Here is a 2,245-nt window from a genome sequence, read left to right as displayed (position 1 = left end):
GGTCACCGGCGTCGACCTCGTCCCGCGGCCGTGGCTGTCCGTCGACGCCGAGTTCCGTGCCGGGGGCGAGGTCGTCGCCAGGGTGCACGGCGTGACGCTCGGCATCCGCGAGAAGCCGGGAGTCCCGATCGGCCCGCAGGCCGGCGGCACCGTGCCGAGCTTCCTCGGGCGGAGGAACAGGTTCGGCGACCGGGTGATGCTCAACGAGTTCCACATGGCCCACTGCTCCAAGGGCGACCCGGGCATCGCCCTGGGGCCGGAGTTCTCCCGTTATCTCGGCATCCGGGCGACTCGCCTGCCCGACGGCGGCCTGCGTCTGGTCGACCGGATAGTCGCGGTCCAGGGGGAGCGGGGGAACCAGCGCGGGAACGCCACCCACCAGACCGAGTACGACTCTCCCGCCGACTCCTGGTACTACCAGGACACGGCCAACGCGTCGATGCCGAACTGCGTGTACATGGAAACCTCGCTGCAGTCGGCTCTCGTCCTCGGCTACTACCTGGGCGCGACCCTGTCCGAGCTGGGCGGCGAGCACAGCCTGCGCAACCTCGGCGGCAGCGCCACGGTGCTGCGCGAGGTGGACCTGCGGGACAAGACCCTCCAGCAGCACTCGACCCTGCTGTCCACCACGCCCATGCCCGGGTCGGTGCTGCAGGACTTCTCCTACCGGTTCTCCGTGGACGGCGAGCCCGTCTACGAGGGCGAGTCGATGTTCGGGTACTTCAACGAGGCGGCGCTGGCCAGGCAGACCGGGCTCGACGCCGGTCGTCTCGTGCCGACCTGGCTCGACGAGCAGGAGCCCCGCCCCGCGGTCCGAACCATCGACGTCGCCGCCCGCCGGGCCGACCCGTCGGCGCCGCTGTGCTCGCAGGGTCACCTTGCGCTGCTCGACGACGTCCAGGTGGTCGACGGCGGCGGCCGGTACGGGCAGGGCTACCTGCGGGCGTCCCGTCCGATCGACCCGCAGGACTGGTTCTTCGCCCGCCACTTCGTCCTGGACCCGGTCATTCCCGGCTCGCTCGGGGTGGAGGCGGTGATCCAGGCGATGCAGGAGTGGCTCGTCGACGGCGGTCACGCCGCGGGCTTCACCCGACCGGGCTTCGTGCTGCCGGTCGGGATCCCGATGACGTGGAAGTACCGGGGCCAGTTCCTGTCGACGGACGGCGAGTCGCTCCTCGAAGTGCACGTCAAGTCCCTCGAGCGGAGGCCCGGCCGGGTGCGGGTGGTGGCGGACGCAAGCGTGTGGAAGCCGACCATGCGCATCTACGAACTGACCGATATCGCCGTCGAACTGCGGGAAGAGGGGGCCCTGCCATGGTGACCACCCAGGCCGGTCCGGCCGAGATCCACCGGCGGGCGGGCGGCGTCCGCACCGCCGGCCTCGGACGCGGCGCGGACGAGATCTACGACGTGCTTGCAACCCTCGAACGGCCGTGTTTCGTCGTCCGGGACGCCCAGGGGATCGCGGCCACCAATGACGAGCGGCTGCTCGGCCCCGGCACGCAGGTGCTCGCGGTGGTGCCGGCGGCACCACCCGAGCGGCTGGGGTCGCCGGACTTCCTGCGCGACCACGGCGTGCGCCACCCGTACATGGCCGGGGCGATGGCCAACGGGATCGCGTCGGCGGAGATGGTCGTGGCGCTGGCCGGGGAGGGTTTCCTCGCCTCCTTCGGCGCGGCCGGGGTGCTGCCCGCCCGCGTCGACGACGCGCTGACGACGATCAGCCGGCGGATACCCGCTGGCGCGGGGTTCGCGTGCAACCTCATCCACAGCCCGAACGAGCTGGCCATGGAACGGGACGTGGTCGACCTGTGCCTGCGCCACCAGGTGCGCTGCGTCGAGGCGTCGGCCTTCCTCGACCTCACCCCGCAGGTGGTGCGCTACCGGCTGGCCGGGCTGTCCCGGGACGCCTCCGGCCGGGTGCGGGCGGGCAACCGGCTGGTTGCCAAGATCTCCCGGGCCGAGGTCGCCGAGCGCTTCCTGCGCCCGGCGCCCGAGCCGATCGTCCGCGGGCTGCTCGAGGCCGGTCTGGTCACAGCGGAGCAGGCTGATCTCGCCCGCGGCGTGCCCGTGGTGGACGACGTCACCGTCGAGGCCGACTCCGGCGGTCACACCGACCGCCGGCCGCTGACCGTCCTGCTTCCCGAGATCATCGGCCTGCGCGACCGCGTGCGGCGTGAGCTGGCCCACCTGGGCCACGGCTGGCAGGTCCGGGTCGGCGCGGCCGGCGGGATCGGGACGCCGG

Annotated in this window: 2 pseudogenes; both read left to right on the top strand. The window is 72.7% G+C overall.

Annotated elements, in window-relative coordinates:
• Positions 1-1,321 (top strand): annotated as a pseudogene (locus tag DD1DGNOD_RS29740) (beta-ketoacyl synthase); the annotation flags it as partial.
• Positions 1,315-2,245: pseudogene (locus DD1DGNOD_RS17815) on the top strand (2-nitropropane dioxygenase); the annotation flags it as partial. The pseudogenes DD1DGNOD_RS29740 and DD1DGNOD_RS17815, both read left to right, overlap by 7 nt.

Source organism: Candidatus Protofrankia californiensis (assembly GCF_900634765.1).
Lineage (GTDB): Bacteria > Actinomycetota > Actinomycetes > Frankiales > Frankiaceae > Protofrankia > Protofrankia californiensis.
This window is presented reverse-complemented; position numbering and strand designations above follow the sequence as displayed.